This is a genomic window from Streptomyces sp. NPDC089424, assembly GCF_044749345.1.
Lineage (GTDB): Bacteria > Actinomycetota > Actinomycetes > Streptomycetales > Streptomycetaceae > Streptomyces.
Genome location: NZ_JBIVHU010000008.1, coordinates 367840 through 383104, shown reverse-complemented (window position 1 = coordinate 383104; position 15265 = coordinate 367840). Strand labels below are relative to the sequence as shown.

Below are 15265 nucleotides of genomic sequence, written 5' to 3'. Positions count from 1 at the left end.
CATGACGAGCACCACCGAACCCACCGAGACGCTGTCGGTCGAGCAGCTGTCGGCGACCACCCTGCTGCGGTTCGCCACCGCGGGCTCCGTCGACGACGGCAAGTCCACCCTGGTCGGCCGGCTGCTGCACGACTCCAAGTCGGTCCTCACCGACCAGCTGGAGGCCGTGGAGCGCGTCTCGGCGAGCCGCGGCCAGGAGGGCCCGGACCTCGCGCTGCTCACGGACGGCCTGCGCGCCGAGCGCGAGCAGGGCATCACCATCGACGTGGCGTACCGCTACTTCGCCACCCCGCGCCGCCGGTTCATCCTCGCCGACACCCCGGGGCACGTGCAGTACACCCGGAACATGGTCACCGGCGCCTCCACCGCCGAGCTGACGGTCATCCTGGTCGACGCCCGCAACGGCGTCGTCGAGCAGACCCGCCGGCACGCCGCCATCGCCGCGCTGCTGCGGGTCCCGCATGCCGTGCTCGCCGTCAACAAGATGGACCTCGCCGGCTACGACGAGAAGGTCTTCGGCCGCATCGCCGAGGAGTTCACGGCGTACGCCACCGAGCTCGGCGTCCCGGAGGTCACCGCGATCCCGATCTCCGCGCTGAACGGCGACAACGTCGTGGAACCCTCCGCGAACATGGACTGGTACGGCGGCCCGACCGTCCTGGAGCACCTGGAGACCGTCCCGGTGAGCCACGACCTGGCGCACTGCCACGCCCGCCTGCCCGTGCAGTTCGTGATCCGGCCGCAGACCGCGGAGCACCCGGACTACCGGGGCTACGCGGGGCAGATCGCGGCGGGCACCTTCCGCGTCGGCGAGCAGATCACGGTGCTGCCGTCCGGCCGTTCCACGAAGATCTCCGGCATCGACCTGCTGGGCCGGCCGGTCGACGTCGCCTGGACCACGCAGTCGGTCACCCTCCTGCTGGAGGACGACATCGACGTCTCGCGCGGCGACCTCATCGTGCCCAGCAAGGACGCGCCGCCCACCACCCAGGACATCGAGGCGACCGTCTGCCATGTGGCCGACCAGCCGCTGACCGTCGGCCACCGGGTGCTCCTCAAGCACGGCACGCGCACGGTCAAGGCACTGGTCAAGGACATCCCGTCCCGGCTGACCCTGGACGACCTGTCCCTGCACCCGCACCCGGGGCAGCTCGCCGCCAACGACATCGGCCGGGTCAAGATCCGCACCGCCGAGCCGCTGCCGGTCGACGCCTACGCCGACTCGCGGCGCACGGGCTCGTTCATCCTGATCGACCCGGGCGACGGCACCACGCTGACCGCGGGCATGGTCGGCGAGTCGTTCGCCGCCCCTGAGCCCGTCCGCAACGAGGCCGACGACGACGGATGGGACTTCTGACCATGCGCCCCGCCGGCTTCTCCTCGTCCGTCGCTCGGCAGGGCGGCCGCGTCGGCGGCGCCCTCGGCCGGCGGTCTTTGCGGACGGAGTGCGGCAGAGGGCGGGGCGGAGTGGCGCGATGTGCGTGACGCGCACACGCCCTGCCGGGCGCCGAACATCCGCCGACCCCCCGGCCACGACCTGAGGTGTCGTGACGCCGGGCCACCGAGAGGAACACCTCCCGTGCCTGCCACCACCGCTCTGCGCCGCTCGCTCGTGGCGACGGCCGTGCTGCCGCTGCTCGCGCTCGCGGCCTGCGGCTACGGCTCCCAGGCCAAGAACGACGACGCCGTCCAGGTCGCCGCCGGGGCGAAGAAGGTCGACGGTCTGGACTCCGTCCGGATCGGCTACTTCGGCAACCTCACCCACGCCACCGCGCTGGTCGGCAGGCAGCAGGGTTTCTTCCAGAAGGAACTCGGCGCCACCAAGGCCGAGTACGCCACCTTCAACGCCGGGCCCTCCGAGATCGAGGCGCTCAACTCGGGTTCGATCGACATCGGCTGGATCGGCCCGTCGCCGGCGATCAACGGCTACATCAAGTCGGGCGGCGAGAACCTGCGGATCATCAGCGGTTCGGCGTCGGGCGGGGTCAAGCTCGTGGTCGACCCGGACAAGATCAAGTCCCTGGCGGACGTCAAGGGCAAGCGGATCGGCACCCCGCAGCTCGGCAACACGCAGGACGTGGCCTTCCTCAACTGGATCTCCGAGCAGGGCTGGAAGGTCGACGCGCAGAGCGGCCGGGGCGACGTCTCCGTGGTGCGCACGGACAACAAGGTGGTCCCGGACGCCTACAGGTCGGGGTCCGTCGACGGCGCCTGGGTGCCCGAGCCGACGGCTTCGAAGCTGGTCGCCGAGGGCGGGAAGGTGCTGCTCGACGAGGCCGACCTGTGGCCGGACAAGAAGTTCGTCATCACGAACGTCATCGTGTCGCAGAGCTTCCTCAAGGAGTACCCGAGGGCCGTGGAGGCGGTGCTGCGGGCCTCCGTGGGCACCAACAAGTGGATCGACGCCCACCCCGGCCCGGCGAAGGCGGCGGCCAACCGGCAGCTCCAGGAGGACACCGGCAAGCCGCTGCCGCCCGAGGTGCTGGACCCGGCGTGGAAGTCGATCCGCGTCACCGACGACCCGCTCGCCGCGACGCTCGACGTCCAGGCGCGGCACGCGGTGAAGGCCGGGCTGCTGGAGCGGCCCGATCTGAAGGGCATCTACGACCTCCGGCCGCTGAACAAAATCCTCGCCGCCGACGGCGAGGCGACCGTCTCCGACGCCGGTCTCGGCGCCGCTTCATGAGTCCACGACCAGTCTTCAGGAGGTGACGACCATGGCCACGACCTTCGCCAAGGCCGCCGACGCCGCAACGTCGGTGGAGCACGCCGCGCGCATCGAGCACGTCTCGAAGTCCTTCGCCGGCCCCGCCGGGCCTCAGCTCGTCCTCGACGACATCTCGCTCGATGTCGCGCCGGGCGAGTTCGTCACCCTCCTCGGGGCCTCGGGCTGCGGCAAGTCCACGCTGCTGAACCTGGTGGCGGGGCTCGACAGGCCGTCGGCCGGTTCGATCGCCACCGACGGCCGCCCGGCGCTGATGTTCCAGGAGCACGCCCTGTTCCCGTGGCTGACCGCGGGCAAGAACATCGAGCTCGCCCTGAAGCTGCGCGGTGTGCCCAAGGCGGACCGGCGCGGCCGCGCGGAGGAACTGCTGGAACTGGTCAGGCTCCAGGGGGCGTACGGGAAGCGGGTGCACGAGCTGTCCGGCGGTATGCGCCAGCGGGTCGCGCTGGCCCGCGCGCTCGCGCAGGACAGCAGCCTGCTGCTGATGGACGAGCCGTTCGCGGCGCTCGACGCGATCACCCGTGACGTGCTGCACGACGAGCTGACGAGGATCTGGAAGGAGACACGGCTGTCCGTGCTCTTCGTGACGCACAACGTGCGGGAGGCGGCGCGGCTCGCGCAGCGCGTCGTCCTGCTGTCGTCGCGTCCGGGACGGATCGCGCGCGAGTGGACGGTGGACATCCCGCAGCCGCGCCGCATCGAGGACGCCGCGGTGGCGGAACTGTCCCGTGAGATCACCGAGGAACTGCGTGGGGAGATCCGCCGACATGGCCAGCACTGATACGCCCGCCGTCAAGGACGGCCACGATCTGGCCGGCGTCGAGGCGGGGCTGGACGCCCTGGACACGGTGCACACCGGCCGCACGCCGCTGCGTACGACGCTCACGCAGAAAGTCGTGCCGCCGCTCACCGCGGTCGTGCTGGTGCTCGCGGTGTGGCAGGCGCTGGTCTCCTTCGGCGTCGTCGACGACCCCAGCAAGCTGCCCTCGCCCTCCGACGTGTGGGGCGAGCTGCGCACCGCCTGGCTCCAGGGCACCCTGCTCGACTACATCTGGACCAGCGTCTCGCGCGGTCTGCTCGGCTTCCTGCTGGCGCTCGCCATCGGCACCCCGCTGGGCCTGCTGGTGGCGCGGGTGCGGTTCGTGCGGGCCGCGATCGGCCCGATCCTGTCCGGCCTGCAGTCGCTGCCGTCGGTTGCCTGGGTGCCGCCGGCCGTCATCTGGCTCGGCCTGAACAACTCGATGATGTACGCCGTGATCCTGCTCGGCGCGGTCCCCTCCATCGCCAACGGCCTCGTCTCGGGCGTCGACCAGGTGCCGCCGCTCTACCTGCGGGCCGGGCGCACCCTCGGCGCGACCGGCCTGAAGGGCACCTGGCACATCGTGATGCCGGCCGCGCTGCCCGGCTACCTCGCCGGCCTCAAGCAGGGCTGGGCGTTCGCCTGGCGGTCCCTGATGGCCGCCGAGATCATCGCCTCCTCCCCCGACCTGGGCGTGGGACTCGGCCAGTTGCTGGAGAACGGCCGCAACACCAGCTCCATGTCCATGGTCTTCCTCGCCATCCTGCTCATCCTGATCGTCGGTATCGCCATCGACCTGCTGATCTTCAGTCCGCTGGAACGGCGGGTGCTGCGCAGCCGCGGCCTCCTGGTGAAGAGCTGATCCCCATGCGCCTCGAACCGGTCCTCGTCGTCATCGCCCACGGCAGCCGCGACCCGCGGCACGCCGCGACCGTGCACGCCCTGGTGCGGCGGGTGCGGTCGCTGCGGCCGGGCCTGCGGGTCGAAACCGGCTTCCTGGACTTCAACATCCCGTCCGTGCAGGGCGTGCTGGAGTCCCTGGCGGCGGAGGGCGTCCGCGACGTGGTGGCGCTGCCGCTGCTGCTGACGCGCGCCTTCCACGCGAAGGCGGACATCCCGGCGGTGCTGCGGGAGGCGCCGCGGCGCCTGCGCATCCGCCAGGCGGAGGTGCTCGGCCCCTCGCCGCTGCTGCTGGCCGCGCTGGAGCGGCGGCTGTACGAGGCGGGGCTGACCCCCGCCGACAAGCCCTCGACCGGGGTCGTCCTGGCCTCGGCGGGGTCCACCGACGCGGAGGCGATCGCAGTGATCGCAGAAATCGCGCGGGAGTGGCGGCACACCGGTTGGTGCGCCGTGCGGCCTGCGTTCGCCTCCGCATCCCTGCCCCGCACCGAGGTCGCGATCGGCGAGCTGCGCGCCCTCGGCTGCGAGCGCGTCGCCGTCGCGCCGTACGTCCTCGCGCCCGGCTTCCTGCCGGACCGCATCGCCCGGGGCGCCGCCGAGGCGGACGTCCTGGCCGGTGTGCTGGGTCCGGCGCCGGAGGTGGCCCGGCTGCTGCTGCGGCGGTACGACGGGGCGCGGGCGCCGCTGCTCGCGGCCGTCGGGGCCTGAGGCCTTCCGGGTCCCGGGTCCCGCAGGCTCCGTCAGCCGAAGCGGAGCCCACCCGTGCGGGTCCGCTTGAGCTCGAAGAAGTCCGGGTCGCCGGCCAGGACGCGGAAGCCGTCGAAGAGCTCGGCCGCGCGCGGGCCGCGCGGAACGGCGCGCAGCACGGGGCCGAACCACACCGTTTCGTCGACGTGGACGGTGGGAGTCCCGACGTAGCGCCCGGAGTCGGCCTCCGCGCCCGCCTCGTGGCTGCGGCGGACCGCCTCGTCGTACGCCGGATCGTGCGCGGCGGCGGCGAGGCCGGCGTCGAGTCCCACCTCGGCCAGCGCCTCGGCGATCACCACGTCGAAGTCCCCGGCCTCGCGCTCGTGGATGCGCACGCCGAGGGCGGTGTACAGGTCGCGCAGCACCTTCTCGCCGTGCCGCTCCGCGGCGGCCACCGCCACCCGCACCGGGCCGATCGACCTGTCGACCAGGTCCCGGTACCAGTCGGGGAGTTCGCCCCCGAGGTTGTGCAGGTACAGGCTCATCACATGGAAGCGCAGGTCGAGCCGGCGGTGCCGTTCCACCTCCAGCAGCCAGCGCGAGGTGATCCAGGCGAAGGGACAGGCGGGATCGAACCAGCAGTCGACGCGGGTGGTGGCGGAGTCACTCATGCCGGCGATGCTAGCCGCGCAGTGGCACGGAACTCCGGTCCACTCAGGGGGAGTTCCCGTGGTCCACTTCGTCACTCAGCCGCCGGCGCGGTGAGCTCCACCAGCTTGACGACGGTGTTCCAGTTCCTGGTCGTCGCGGTGACGCCCGTGTTCAGCCGCGGCTTGGCCAGGTACTCGGCGAGCTTGGAGCGGCCCAGTCCGTTCGGCGCGTACAGGTACAGGACGCGGTCGCCGCAGCGGAACTCCTCCGGCAGGAAGGCCGCCTGGTCGATCTCCGCGAGACGCCCGGTGTCGACGGGCGCGGAGAAGTAGGTGGCGTGGAGCTGCCTGCCCTCCAGCTCGGCGGCCGGGAACGGGCAGCCGTCGGCCACCGCCTTGAGGTAGGCGTGGTCGCGCACGATGACGTCCACCGCGAAGCCGAACCGGCCCTCGATCGCCCGCGTCAGCTCCGCGGCCAGGGACTCCTCGTCGCCGTGGCCGGCGGTGAACACCGCCTGTCCGCTCTGGAGATACGTCCGCACGCCCCCGTGACCGAGGCTCTCCAGCAGGGCGCGCAGGTCGGCCATCGGGACCTTCTTGCTGCCGCCCACGTTGATCCCGCGCAGCAACGCCGCATATGTCGTCACCCGTCCACCCTAAGCGGCCGTCGTGCCCCGTGGGGGCGGGCACGACGGCCGGGCCCGGGACTCGGGCTGCGCGAAACTCTGGCCCATGGAACGGGTCCGGATCAACCGCTACACGCACCTGTGACTTGTTCAACAAGGTTTCGTAATCACGAGTCGGCACAAAGGGCCCCAAGGGCGGATCCCTGATCGTCGGCCCGGAGATCCGCCGATGGATGTAGGGGCCCGGTGTCCTCCCCAGTGCTGAGGGCGAGGTGGCCGTCCGGAGGACCCGGGGCCCCCGCGCATCACCGGGCAGCACGACGAGACGGCCTTGTCCGGCCCCTACCTTCGAGACGGAAGGTGCCGGCAGGGGGCCGTCACCGCTCACGAGGGGGCAGCCCGTCATGGGGAACGGAGACATACGCGTGCGGGGACTGGCCGCCCGGGCCGGCGGCTGGAGTGCCCGGCACCGATGGGCGGCCGTCGGTATCTGGGTGCTGTTCGTCGTCCTGGCGATGGGGCTCGGCTCGGCCGCGGGCCGGGTCGAGGTCGACGACAGCGACCAACTGGGGGGCGAGACGCACGCCGCCGCGCGGATCGTCGAGGACGCCGGGATCGAGGAGCCGGCCGGTGAGACGGTCCTCGTCCAGTCCAAGGACGGCGGACCGCGGGCCACCGACCCGGCGTTCCGGGCCGCCGTCGCCGACGTCGTCGAGGCCGTCGAGGCGACCGGGGAGGTCACGGACGTCACCACGCCGTACGACACGAGGACCATCTCCGAGGACGGGCGCAGCGCGCTGGTGCGGTTCGACATGCGGGGGGCGTCGGACACCGCGGGCGAGCGGGTCGAGCCGGTGCTGGAGGCCGTCGAGCGGGTCCAGCGCGACCACGGGTCGCTGCGGATCGAGGAGATCGGCGGCGCCAGCATGACGAAGACGTTCGACGACGCGTTCGGCGACGACTTCCGCAAGGCCGAGTACTCGGCCGTGCCGGTCGCCCTCGGCATTCTGCTCATCGCGTTCGGCGCGCTCGTGGCGGCGCTGCTGCCGGTCGCACTGGCGCTCACCGCGATCATGGCGACGATGGGTCTGATGGGCGTCGTCAGCCATGTGATGCCGATGAGCGAGACCGCCAACTCCGTGATGCTGCTGGTCGGTCTGGCCGTCGGCGTCGACTACTGCCTGTTCTATCTGCGCCGAGAGCGGGAGGAGCGCGAGGCCGGCCGGGACGCCCGGACGGCGCTCCGGGTCGCCGCGGCCACCAGTGGGCGCGCGATCATCGTCTCCGGTGTCACGGTGTGCGTGGCGATGGCGGGCATGCTCTTCACCGGCCTCGCCGAGTTCGAGGCCATGGGTCTGGCCTCGCTGATGGTGGTCGCGGTGGCCATGGTCGGTTCGGTGACGGTGCTGCCGGCGCTGCTGTCGCTGCTGGGCGAGCGGGTGGAGAAGGGGCGGATACCGTTCCTGCGCCGCCGTCGCCGCGGCGCGAGCGGCGAGAGCCGCTTCTGGACGGCCGTGCTGAAGGGGGTCCTGGCCAAGCCCGTCGTCTCCGTCGTCGTGGCCACCGGGGCGCTGCTGGCCGTCGCGGCTCCCGCGGTCGGCATGAAGACCCAGAACCTCACGCTGGACCAGGAGTTCGGCGACTCGCTGCCCATCGTGCAGACCTACGACCGGCTCAACGAGGCCTTCCCGGGCGGCTCGGAACCGGCCGAGGTGGTGGTGAGGGCCGAGGACATCAACGCCCCCGAGGTGCAGTCGGCGCTCGCCGACTTCCGGGAGCGGGCGATCAGTTCGGGCGCCTCGCGGGGGCCCGTCGACATCAAGCTGGACGACGCGAAGAACGTCGCCTTCGTCCACGTGCCGCTGGTCGGCGGTTCCGACCTGGACGAGGCGGGCGCCAGCCTGGACAAGCTCCGCGACGAGGTGCGGCCGGCCACGCTCGGCACGGTCGAGGGGGTCGAGGCGCCGATCACCGGCGGGGTCGCCATGTCGAAGGACTTCAACGACCAGCTCGTCGGCGCGGTCGCCCCGGTGTTCGCGTTCGTCGTGGTGTTCGCGTTCCTGCTGATGCTGCTGTCGTTCCGCTCGCTGACGATCGCGATCACTTCGATCGTGCTGAACCTGCTGTCCGTGGGCGCGGCCTACGGCATCCTGGTCGCCGTCTTCCAGCACGGCTGGGGCGCCTCGCTGGTGGGCGCGGAGGGTGTCGGCGCGATCGTCAGCTGGCTGCCGCTGTTCCTGTTCGTGATCCTGTTCGGGCTGTCGATGGACTACCACGTGTTCGTGGTCTCGCGGATTCGCGAGGCACGGCTGCGCGGCCGTACGACGCAGGACGCGATCGCGCACGGGGTGGTCACCACGGCGGGGGTCGTCACCAGCGCCGCCGTCATCATGGTCGCCGTCTTCGCGATCTTCGGCACCCTGTCCATGCAGTCCATGAAGCAGATGGGCGTCGGTCTCGCGGCGGCGGTGCTGATCGACGCGACGATCATTCGCGGTGTGCTGCTGCCGGCCGTGATGGCGCTCCTCGGGGAACGCAACTGGTATCTGCCGAAGTGGCTGAACCGGCTTCCGGATCTCACGCACGACGAGCCGGTGGACACACCGGCTCTGGCGACGCTCGCCGAGAAGGAGGGCGAGCGGGTACGGGTCTGACCCCGGGGCCGTGTCCGGCCAGGGCCCGTCGGTTCCCGTGGAACCGACGGGCCCTCACTCATGCCCCCGCGGCGGCCAGTTCGGCCTCAATCAGGTCCGCGGCGCGCCTGGTGCCGCCCTCCTCGGCCATCTCCGCCCGGAGGACCGCCAGACGGCGGGCGACCTCGGGGTCGTCGACGAGCGCGAGCGCCGCCTCCCGGAGCGTGTGCGCCGTGGCCTTCTCCGCCGGGACATGTCGGGCCACGCCGAGGCCCTGGAGCATGTCGGCGTTGCCGAACTGGTCGACCGCCTGCGGTACGGCGATCATCGGCGTGGCCGTGGCCATGCCCTCCTGGCTGCCGCCCGCGCCCGCGTGGGTGACGAACAGGTCGGCCTGCTTGAGGATCGCGAGCTGCGGGACCCAGGACCGCACCTCGACGTTCCCCGGCACCTCTCCCAGCTCGGCGGCGTCGACGTGCTTGCCGATCTGGAGCACCACGTGCCAGCCGGGCAGCCCGGCGAACGCCGTGACGCACTCCCGGTAGAACGCCGGCTGCTTGGTGAACGCCGACCCGAGCGAGACCAGCACGACCTTCTCCGCGTCGGCGGGCCGCTGCCAGTCCCCTTCCGCGCCGCGATCGCCCTGGCAGGCGCCGACGAAGCTGTACACCTTCTCGTCGACCCGGTCGGCGTTCGGCTGGAGCGCCTTCGGGATCAGCACGAGGGAACGGTCCGGCCGCCCGGCGAAGGGGTCGGGGTGCTGGGTGATGCCGTTCTCCTCGAGCCAGGCCTGGAAGCGCGCGTAGTAGGCCCGGCCGCGTTCGGTCTTCCTCGGCTCCGCCCACATCGGCTCGGCGACCTCCTCCTCGTACCCCTCCCAGGCCACCAGGTTGGGCGAGAGGGAGACGGCGGGGACGCCCCAGCGGTGGGCCAGCACCCGCGCCGGGTACGAGGCGATGTCGTGCAGCACGAGATCCGGCTCGTCGCCCTCGTACGCCTCGATCAGCTGCGGCAGGGCCTGCATGGCGTCGTTCAGGAAGGGCTCGACGTTGTCGAGCAGCGTGTCGCCCCACGCGGCCGGGTCGTCGTCGGGGCCCGGCAGCGTCGACTTCCAGAGCTTCACCTCGGCGCCGGTCCCCGCGACCTTCTCCGCGAACACCGGGGGGATCGCGTACGTCACCCGGTGGCCCCGCGCGACGAGCTCACGGATCACCTCCAGGCTCGGGTTCACGTGGCCGTGGGCGGCGATGGAGAACATGGCGATGTGCGTCATGGCCCCGACCCTAAGCGAGACGATACGTCTCGTGCAACTGCTTTCCTGATCCCCTCCCCCGTCAGCGCTGATATCGCGCCAGAACCAGGTTCCCGTCCTCCTCCAGCCGTCTACGCAGCTCGTCGAGGCCGATCGCGCCGCTGTAGTACTCCTGCAGCGCCGGTGTGGCCACCTTGTCCTTCCACTCGGGATACCCCCGCACGGACTGCGCGGGCGCCGGGCGCAGGTGCGTCGCCAGCGCGGTGCCGGTGGCCCAGCCGTACCGGGCGGAGCGCAGTGCGGGGTCCTTCAGGGCCTCGGTGCCGGTGGGCAGCATCCAGTCGCCCAGGGCGAGGCGCACCATGTTCGGCGGACGCAGCAGGAAGTCGACGAAGGCGGCCGCCTCCTTCTTGTGCGGGCTGTCCTCGGCGACGGACAGGGTCTGCGGGCTGACCCCCTGGGCGAGCCCGCCCGCACCGGCCGGGGCCGGCAGCACCTGCCAGTCGAAGCCCTCCGGCGCCTGCTGCACGATCTGCTGACGGTAGGAGAAGCCGAGCGGCACCATCGCGTACTTGCCGCCGAAGAATCCGGGGAGCGTGTCCGAACCGCCGCTGCCGAGCGTCGAAGCCGACGCACTGGCATCGGAGCCGACCTGGTCGTGGATGGTGCGCGGCACCACCTCGTCGCCCGCCTCGAAGCGGACCGTGACCTTGCCGTCCGCACCCCGGTGGAAGAGCTGCCCGCCCGCCGACAGGGAGAGGTTGAGCGTGGCCGAGACGGGTTCCTTCAGCGGCCAGGCCACCCCGTAGGTCCCCTCGGCGCCGAGCTCCTTCGTCACCTCGCGGAACTCCTCCCACGTCCACGGCTCCTCGGGGGTGGGGATCCGCACCCCCGACTCCTTCAGCCAGGTCGCGTTCGCGATGAGCACCCGTGGCTCCTGGAGGAAGGGCACTCCGTAGATCCCGTCCCCGAAGGTCACCGTCTCCCAGCTCCGCCGCGGGATGTCGGCCTTGAGCCGCTCGGACAGCAGACCGGTGAGGTCGGCGAGGTAGCCGCCGTAGGCGAAGTCGGCGAGGTCGTCGGAGGCGTCGTGGATGATGTCCGGCGCCTCACCGCCCTCGAAGGAGGTCAGGAGCTGGTCGTGGACGCTGTCCCAGCTGCCCTGGACGTACTCGACGCGCACGTCCGGATGGGCCGCGTTCCACTCCGCCACCAACTCCTTGTTGACCTCCACGGACTCCTGCTGCCAGGCCAGGGACTGGAAGCGGAGGGTGATCCCGCCGTCCGGGGAGTCCTCGCGCGCGCCGCCCGTGCAGGCGGTGAGCAGCATCAGTGCGGCCGCGACCATCCCTGCCCGCCTCCCGCGCATCAGCCCTTCACCGCCCCGGCGAGCATGCCGCCCGTGATCCGCCGCTGGATCAGGGCGAAGACGAGCAGGGAGGGCAGGGTCGCGAGGAACGCGGCGGCGGCGAGAGGACCGAGGTCGGCCACGCCCTCGGCGCCGATGAAATGGGTGAGGATCACGGGCAGCGTCTGTTTCTCCGGGGTCTTGAGCAGGACCAGGGCGAAGAAGAACTCGTTCCAGGCGGTGATGAAGGCGAACAGGGCCGTCGCCACGATCCCCGGCGCCAGCAGCGGCGCCGTCACCGACACCAGCGTCCGCAGCCGGCCGGCGCCGTCGACCGCCGCCGCCTCCTCCAGTTCGGCCGGCACGGCCCGGACGTAGCCGACCAGCATCCACAGCGCGAAGGGCAGCGCCCAGACGACGTAGACCATCACCAGGCCCGGCAGGGAGTTGATCAGCCGCAGGTTCTTCAGCACCAGGAAGAGCGGGATGATCACCAGCACGAAGGGGAACGCCTGGCTGACCACGACCCAGCCGGTCGCCGCCCGGGCCGTCCGGGTGCGGTGGCGGGCCATCACGTACGCCATCGGCGTCGCGACCAGCACGGCGATCACGGCCGCCCCGGCCGCGGCGAGCAGGGAGTTGAGCGCGGCCCGCAGCAGCGGCTGCTCCTCGAAGGCCTGCCGGAAGTTGTCCAGCGTGGGGTTCTCGGGGATCCACGAGGGGTGCAGACTGCCCAGCTCCTGGGGCGGTTTGAAGGCGGTGGACAGGAGCCACAGGAACGGGAAGGCGAGGAAGACGAGATACGCGAGCAACGCCACGTACTGACCGACGCGCGCCCCGGTGCTGGTCCTCATACGTCGTCGCCTCCCTTGAGCCGGCCCACCAGGAAGAGCGCCAGCAGTACCGAGATGACCGCGACCATCACGCAGCCCATCGCCGCCGCGTAGCCGAACTGGCCGTAGCGGAAGGCCTCTTCGTAGGCGAAGAGCATGGGCAGCCGGGTCCGGCCGCCCGGACCGCCACTGGTCAGCACGTAGACCAGGGCGAACGCGTTGAAGTTCCAGATGAAGTTGAGGGCCGTGATGGCGAGGGCGACCGGTCTGAGCGCGGGCCAGGTGACCGTCCGGAAGCGGCGCCAGGCACCCGCGCCGTCGATCGCGGCCGCCTCGTGCAGCTCGCGCGGGGTGTTCTGCAGCCCGGCGAGCAGGGCGACCGTCGTCTGCGGCATCCCCGCCCAGACGCCGACGACGATCACCGCGGGCAGGGCGGTGCCGAGCCCGCTCAGCCAGTCCCGGCCGTCACCGAGGCCGAGGTCGCGCAGGGTCTCGTTGAGCACGCCCGCGTCCGGGTTGTAGACCAGGCGCCACATGATGCCGACGACGACCTCGGGCATCGCCCACGGCACGATCGCCAGGGCGCGGGCCAGCCAGCGCAGCCTGAGCCGCTCGTTCAGCAGCAGGGCGAGGCCGAGCGCCAGCAGGAACTGCGGCACCGTCACGCCGACCGCCCACACCAGCCCGATCCGGAACGACTCCCAGAACAGCGTGTCCCGCAGCAGGTCCTGGAAGTTCAGGGTGCCGATCCACTCGGTGGGCTCGGTGCGCCCCGCCTGGGCGTCGGTGAACGCCAGCAGGATCCCGTACAGCAGCGGTCCCACGCTCAGTACGAGGATCGGGACGAGCGCGGGCAGCACCAGGAACCACGCGCCGTGGTCGCCGCCACGCCGCCGGCCCCGGTCCGGCGCGCGTTCGGCACGCCTCGCCTCGGTCACCACTGTCACGGATCGGCTCCTTTGCGCGGCTCGTGACGTTCCGGAGCCCGGCGGGCCCCCGTCATGGTCGTGAAGGCGGTCGATGTCGTCAAGGGCCCGCGCACACCCTCCGACCTGTGCGAATGCGACACTGGCCGACGGACGGCACGAACGCGGCACCGCGGGATCCTGGCCACGGGCCCCGCGCGGACGGATCACGGAGGCGGACGATGGACGAGGCACGGGCGCGGGACGTACTGGCCGCGGCGGGGGTACTGCCCGGTGCGGCCCGGGACGCGCGGCTCCTCGCCCTCGGCGAGAACGCCGTGTTCGCGGCGGACGACCTGGTCGTGAAGGTGGGCCGGGACGCCGAACTCCTCGACCGGGCGGGCCGGGAGGTGTCCGTGGCCCGGTGGCTCGCGGAGGCCGGGGTCCCCGCGGTCCGGGCGGCCCAGGACACCGCGCTGCTCGTCGAGGGACAACCGGTGACCGTGTGGCACCGGCTGTCCGATCCCGTACGGCCCGCCGAGCCCCGGGATCTGGCCGAACTGCTCCGGGTCGTCCACGCACTGCCCTCCCCCTCCTTCGCACTGCCGCCCCGCGCGCTGCTGGGCGGGGTGGAGCGCTGGCTGCGGCTCGCAGGGGACGCGATCGACCCGGCGGACGCGGCGTATCTGCGCGAGCGGCGCGACGGGTTCGCGGGGGCCGCGGCGGCGCTCACCCCGCAGCTGCCGCCCGGCCCGATCCACGGCGACGCGCTGCCCCGCAATGTGCACATCGGGCCGGACGGGCCGGTGCTGGTCGATCTGGAGACCTTCTCCGCCGACCTGCGCGAGCACGACCTGGTGGTGATGGCCCTCTCCCGCGACCGCTACGGCCTGCCGGCCGAGGCGTACGACTCGTTCACCGAGGCGTACGGCTGGGACGTGCGCGCATGGGAGGGCTGTGCGGTGCTGCGCGGGGCGCGGGAGACGGCCAGCTGCGCCTGGGTGGCCCAGCACGCGCCGAGCAACCCCAAGGCGCTGGCCGAGTTCGGGCGCCGCGTGGCCTCCCTGCGGGACGGGGACGAGAGCGTGCGCTGGTATCCGTTCTGAAGCGCACGGCCGCCGCCGTGCGGGGCTCTCAGACCCGCTCGCCGGCCGGCTCCCGCAGCGGCCACAGCCCGTCCACCACGGCGGTGGCGTCCCCCTTGCGGCGCAGGAACTTCTGGAAGTCCGCCGCCCACTCGGCGTACCACTCGACCTGGCGGCGGTGCAGCTCCGCCGGGCCGAGCCCCGCGATCTTGGGGTGGCGGCCGGCTATCGCGCAGGCCAGCCGGGCGGCGGCCAGCGCGTCGGCGGAGGCGTCGTGCGCGCCGTCGAGGACGATGCCGTACTCCGTGCAGACCGCTTCGAGGTTGCGCTTGCCGCGCCGGTAGCGGTCGACCTGGCGGTCGATGGTGTACGGGTCGATGACCGGCGCCGGGTGCAGGCCGCCTAGGCGGTCACGCAGGGACGGCAGGCCGTGGCGCCGCAGTTCGGCGGAGAGCAGGGTCAGGTCGAAGGCGGCGTTGTAGGCGACCACGGGGACGCCCGTCTTCCAGTACCCCGCGAGGACGTCCGCGATGGCGTCGGCGACCTTGTCGGCCGGGTGGCCCTCGGCGACCGCGCGCTCGTTGCTGATGCCGTGCACCGCCACGGCGTCCGCCGGGATCTCCACTCCCGGATCCGCCAGCCATTCGCGGCGTCCCAGCGGCTGTCCGCCCCTGACCTCGATCACGGCACCCGTGACGATGCGCGCCTCGCGCGGATCGGTCCCGGTCGTCTCCAGGTCGAAGCCGATCAGCAGCTCCCGGTGCCAGCCCATGGGCGGCCCCCCTTCTTGGTGGTGCTTTCCCCCAGTGATCTCCACGATCG

General features: G+C 72.2%; 13 protein-coding genes and 1 pseudogene. 7 read left to right on the top strand and 7 right to left on the bottom strand.

Annotated elements, in window-relative coordinates:
• The first annotated feature begins 1 nt into the window (after position 1).
• The 5 genes from ACIP2X_RS30700 to ACIP2X_RS30680 all read left to right on the top strand — a co-directional run bounded on the left by ACIP2X_RS30700 (position 2) and on the right by ACIP2X_RS30680 (position 5132).
• Positions 2-1357: a sulfate adenylyltransferase subunit 1 gene (locus tag ACIP2X_RS30700; RefSeq protein ID WP_401679097.1), complete on the top strand. Its 1356-nt coding sequence runs from the start codon at positions 2-4 to the stop codon at positions 1355-1357.
• A 222-nt stretch (positions 1358-1579) separates the two neighbouring features.
• Complete coding sequence (locus ACIP2X_RS30695; RefSeq protein WP_401679095.1) at positions 1580-2686, top strand: aliphatic sulfonate ABC transporter substrate-binding protein; 1107 nt, start codon at positions 1580-1582, stop codon at positions 2684-2686.
• A 31-nt stretch (positions 2687-2717) separates the two neighbouring features.
• The gene (locus ACIP2X_RS30690; protein WP_401679092.1) at positions 2718-3506 is read left to right on the top strand and encodes an ABC transporter ATP-binding protein; all 789 of its coding nucleotides are present in this window, start codon (positions 2718-2720) and stop codon (positions 3504-3506) included.
• A complete protein-coding gene (locus tag ACIP2X_RS30685; RefSeq protein WP_401679089.1) occupies positions 3493-4386 on the top strand; it encodes an ABC transporter permease in 894 nt (297 codons plus the stop codon). The genes ACIP2X_RS30690 and ACIP2X_RS30685 overlap by 14 nt, the downstream gene beginning before the upstream one ends.
• A 5-nt stretch (positions 4387-4391) precedes the next feature.
• Positions 4392-5132 (top strand): sirohydrochlorin chelatase, encoded by a 741-nt coding sequence (locus ACIP2X_RS30680; RefSeq protein ID WP_401679086.1) that lies wholly within the window; start codon positions 4392-4394, stop codon positions 5130-5132.
• A gap of 32 nt (positions 5133-5164) precedes the next feature.
• On the opposite strand, the gene ACIP2X_RS30675 is transcribed toward ACIP2X_RS30680, so the two are convergent.
• Together ACIP2X_RS30675 and ACIP2X_RS30670 are read right to left on the bottom strand one after the other, a co-directional pair.
• Positions 5165-5782: a DsbA family protein gene (locus ACIP2X_RS30675; protein ID WP_401679084.1), complete on the bottom strand. Its 618-nt coding sequence runs from the start codon at positions 5780-5782 to the stop codon at positions 5165-5167.
• 71 nt (positions 5783-5853) lie between these two features.
• Positions 5854-6408, bottom strand: coding sequence for a DUF1697 domain-containing protein (locus ACIP2X_RS30670; protein WP_401679081.1), 555 nt, complete (start codon positions 6406-6408; stop codon positions 5854-5856).
• A 383-nt stretch (positions 6409-6791) separates the two neighbouring features.
• On the opposite strand from ACIP2X_RS30670, the gene ACIP2X_RS30665 reads away from it, so the two are divergent.
• A complete protein-coding gene (locus ACIP2X_RS30665; RefSeq protein WP_401679078.1) occupies positions 6792-9041 on the top strand; it encodes an MMPL family transporter in 2250 nt (749 codons plus the stop codon).
• Between the two features lie 58 nt (positions 9042-9099).
• Here ACIP2X_RS30665 and mgt read toward each other — a convergent pair.
• The 4 genes and pseudogenes from mgt to ACIP2X_RS30645 all read right to left on the bottom strand — a co-directional run bounded on the left by mgt (position 9100) and on the right by ACIP2X_RS30645 (position 13400).
• Positions 9100-10330 (bottom strand): annotated as a pseudogene (mgt, locus tag ACIP2X_RS30660) (macrolide-inactivating glycosyltransferase).
• A 24-nt stretch (positions 10331-10354) separates the two neighbouring features.
• Complete coding sequence (locus tag ACIP2X_RS30655; protein ID WP_401679075.1) at positions 10355-11620, bottom strand: ABC transporter substrate-binding protein; 1266 nt, start codon at positions 11618-11620, stop codon at positions 10355-10357.
• A gap of 20 nt (positions 11621-11640) precedes the next feature.
• Positions 11641-12474: a carbohydrate ABC transporter permease gene (locus ACIP2X_RS30650; protein ID WP_401679072.1), complete on the bottom strand. Its 834-nt coding sequence runs from the start codon at positions 12472-12474 to the stop codon at positions 11641-11643.
• Positions 12471-13400, bottom strand: coding sequence for a carbohydrate ABC transporter permease (locus ACIP2X_RS30645; RefSeq protein ID WP_401679069.1), 930 nt, complete (start codon positions 13398-13400; stop codon positions 12471-12473). The genes ACIP2X_RS30650 and ACIP2X_RS30645 overlap by 4 nt, the downstream gene beginning before the upstream one ends.
• A 200-nt stretch (positions 13401-13600) precedes the next feature.
• On the opposite strand from ACIP2X_RS30645, the gene ACIP2X_RS30640 reads away from it, so the two are divergent.
• On the top strand, positions 13601-14464 hold the full coding sequence (locus ACIP2X_RS30640) for a phosphotransferase enzyme family protein (protein WP_401679066.1): 864 nt from the start codon (positions 13601-13603) through the stop codon (positions 14462-14464).
• A 28-nt stretch (positions 14465-14492) separates the two neighbouring features.
• Here the strand turns inward: ACIP2X_RS30640 and ACIP2X_RS30635 are convergent, their stop codons facing one another.
• A complete protein-coding gene (locus tag ACIP2X_RS30635) occupies positions 14493-15215 on the bottom strand; it encodes a 3'-5' exonuclease (RefSeq protein WP_401679063.1) in 723 nt (240 codons plus the stop codon).
• Between the last annotated feature and the right edge of the window lie 50 nt (positions 15216-15265).

Bases quoted from the DNA above. Each gene is read 5' to 3' on its own strand.
- ACIP2X_RS30700 (WP_401679097.1), top strand. From the start codon at position 2: ATGACGAGCACCACCGAACCCACCGAGACGCTGTCGGTCGAGCAGCTG.
- ACIP2X_RS30690 (WP_401679092.1), top strand. From the start codon at position 2,718: ATGGCCACGACCTTCGCCAAGGCCGCCGACGCCGCAACGTCGGTGGAG.
- ACIP2X_RS30685 (WP_401679089.1), top strand. From the start codon at position 3,493: ATGGCCAGCACTGATACGCCCGCCGTCAAGGACGGCCACGATCTGGCC.
- ACIP2X_RS30680 (WP_401679086.1), top strand. From the start codon at position 4,392: ATGCGCCTCGAACCGGTCCTCGTCGTCATCGCCCACGGCAGCCGCGAC.
- ACIP2X_RS30675 (WP_401679084.1), bottom strand. From the start codon at position 5,782: ATGAGTGACTCCGCCACCACCCGCGTCGACTGCTGGTTCGATCCCGCC.
- ACIP2X_RS30665 (WP_401679078.1), top strand. From the start codon at position 6,792: ATGGGGAACGGAGACATACGCGTGCGGGGACTGGCCGCCCGGGCCGGC.
- ACIP2X_RS30655 (WP_401679075.1), bottom strand. From the start codon at position 11,620: ATGGTCGCGGCCGCACTGATGCTGCTCACCGCCTGCACGGGCGGCGCG.
- ACIP2X_RS30650 (WP_401679072.1), bottom strand. From the start codon at position 12,474: ATGAGGACCAGCACCGGGGCGCGCGTCGGTCAGTACGTGGCGTTGCTC.
- ACIP2X_RS30640 (WP_401679066.1), top strand. From the start codon at position 13,601: ATGGACGAGGCACGGGCGCGGGACGTACTGGCCGCGGCGGGGGTACTG.
- ACIP2X_RS30635 (WP_401679063.1), bottom strand. From the start codon at position 15,215: ATGGGCTGGCACCGGGAGCTGCTGATCGGCTTCGACCTGGAGACGACC.